The sequence below is a fragment of the Nostocoides australiense Ben110 genome (assembly GCF_001050535.1).
Taxonomy (GTDB): Bacteria; Actinomycetota; Actinomycetes; order Actinomycetales; family Dermatophilaceae; genus Nostocoides_A; species Nostocoides_A australiense.
Map to the genome: position 1 here is coordinate 3,304,014 of NZ_HG764815.1, position 2,267 is coordinate 3,306,280.

3 protein-coding genes are annotated in these 2,267 nt (G+C 69.0%); all 3 read left to right on the top strand.

Going from position 1 to position 2,267, the window contains the following annotated elements; translation table 11 throughout:
* Nucleotides 1-985: AAA family ATPase (locus BN11_RS16020; protein WP_083433813.1), on the top strand; the 985-nt coding region annotated here is incomplete at its 5' end.
* A 161-nt stretch (nucleotides 986-1,146) separates the two neighbouring features.
* A complete protein-coding gene (locus BN11_RS16025) occupies nucleotides 1,147-1,602 on the top strand; it encodes a hypothetical protein (protein ID WP_048699364.1) in 456 nt (151 codons plus the stop codon).
* Between the two features lie 111 nt (nucleotides 1,603-1,713).
* Entirely contained in the window at nucleotides 1,714-1,992 is a 279-nt protein-coding gene (locus BN11_RS16030; protein ID WP_048699366.1) for a hypothetical protein, read from the top strand.
* Nucleotides 1,993-2,267: the final 275 nt, after the last annotated feature.

Consider the following 2,267-nt stretch of genomic DNA (forward strand, 5'->3'; position numbering starts at 1 on the left):
GCGCGTGAGCGCCGCCACCGGCCGGGCGGAGGGTGCCGTCGCGGCCCTCGACGCGCGGGCGCGAGAACAGCAGACGCAGCTGGCCGCGCTGCGGGTGCAGCTGAGCGCCGCCCAGGACGACCTGGCCGCACTCACCGACGACATCCATCGCGACGAGGTGGCCCGGGCCGCCCAGCAGGCGCGCGTGGAACAGTTGCAGCAGAAGGCGATCGAGGAGCTGGGCATCGACCCGGACGTCCTCGTCGAGGACTTCGGGCCGCACCAGCTGGTTCCGGTCGTCGTGGCAGCGGGCGAGGAGCCGGGGGAGCCGCAGCCGTATGTCCGTGAGGTCCAGGAGAAGCGGTTGCGCCGGGCCGAGCGGGGGTTGCGTGAGCTGGGGCGGATCAACCCGCTGGCGCTCGAGGAATTCGCGGCGCTGGAGGAGCGGCACAGCTTCCTGACCAAGCAGATGGAGGATCTCAAGGCCTCGAAGCGTGATCTGCTCGACATCGTCCGCGAGGTCGACCAGCGGGTGGAGGAGGTCTTCACGGCCGCCTTCCACGACACGGCCGAGCAGTTCGAGCGGGTCTTCGCCCGGCTCTTCCCGGGCGGCGAGGGGCGGATCTTCCTCACCGATCCGTCGGACATGCTCACGACGGGTATCGAGGTGGAGGCGCGCCCCCCGGGCAAGAAGGTCAAGCGGCTCTCGCTGCTCTCCGGCGGGGAACGCTCGCTCGTCGCCGTCGCCTTGCTGGTCGCGATCTTCAAGGCCCGGCCGAGCCCGTTCTACATCATGGACGAGGTCGAGGCGGCCCTGGATGACACCAACCTGGGACGGTTGATCACGCTGTTCGAGGAGCTGCGCGACTCCTCGCAACTCATCGTGATCACCCACCAGAAGCGGACGATGGAGGTCGCCGACGCGCTGTACGGCGTGTCGATGCGCGGTGACGGCGTGACTAATGTCGTGTCCCAGCGGCTACGTTCGCTCGACGAGCCCGCCTGAAGTCTGCAGGTCAGCGACGGCTTTGGCGGCAAGTCACCAGGGCTGTCGGTAACCCGCCACAGTGTTACCGGTCCGTTATGCTGCCAATGCCCCCGGAGTCGTTCTAAGGTTTCTGCTCATGCCGCCGACGCAGGGTCGGTGGCTGGAGGGGAGAAACAATCGTGAAGTCCATGACTCGCGCCGCCGTTGCCGTCGCGTCCGCCGGCCTGATGGCTCTCGGTGGCGCCAGCGCCGCCAACGCCGCGCCCGACACCGGTGCCGTCAGCGACGCCAAGGTCACCTGCTACGGCAAGGCCAACAAGCCGTTCATCATCGGCGGCGTCGGCAACACCAGCCGGCAGGTCGGCGTCATCTACTGCGCCGGCGGCGGGGCCTACATCCGCGGTCGCGTCACGATCCAGCAGCTGGTCAACGGCTACTGGTACGACCGTGGCAACGCTACGACCCAGACCAAGTACGTCGGCTACAACAACGTCCAGTTCCCCGACAGCCACGCGGCGCGCCCGGGCGTGTGGCGGACCAAGGCCACCTTCACCTTCGCCGGTGGCGGGGCGTCGCGCACCTTCTACAGCGCCTCCGTGCGCTATGTCCCGGCCCGCCACGGCGTGACCATGTGACATAAGCCCTAACGGGTTCCCGCAACGGCCGGGTGGCACTTGCCACCCGGCCGTTGCTGCGTTGTGCGTGTCGCATTTGGGACACGTGTAGACATTTGAGAACCTGGAGCCATGCTCCGCGTCCTTCTTCCCCTGATCCTGTGCGTCCTGATCTCCATCGTCGTCCTGGCGCTGGTGGCGATCCCGGCGCGGCGGCAGGGCCGGGACCTGCTGACGGCGCGCGGGGAGGAGGTCTTCGTCAAGGTCAAGGCCGGCACGGACGCAGCGGCCACCAAGACCACCGGGCTGGTGACTTCGGCCGCGGCCAAGATCCGCCCGACGGGTGGCGAGGAGGCCACGCCGGTGAGTGAGGCCCCGCACTCCTCGACGGAGAGCGCCCCGCAGCGCTGAGCGGGGGCCAGGAGCCGAGGAAGCCGATACCGGGCGACGGACTCGAGAGCGGGCAGAGTTCGAGAGGCCGAGACCGGGCAGAGTTCGAGAGCGGACAGAGTTAACGCCCCAATGCTCCGCAGTGTGAGGATGGGCCTGTGATCGACCAGTTGTGGGAGTACCTCGTTGTCGCCGGCGTCCTGCTGGTCGCCATCGTCGGTGGACTGTTCGCCTTCCTCCGGCCCTCCCGGCGCCGCCGGCCACCGGCGGTGCCGCCGACCCGGCCGACGACGCCC

Excerpts from the sequence above, each read along its gene's own strand:
- BN11_RS16030 (WP_048699366.1), top strand. The coding sequence starts at position 1,714 with ATGCTCCGCGTCCTTCTTCCCCTGATCCTGTGCGTCCTGATCTCCATC.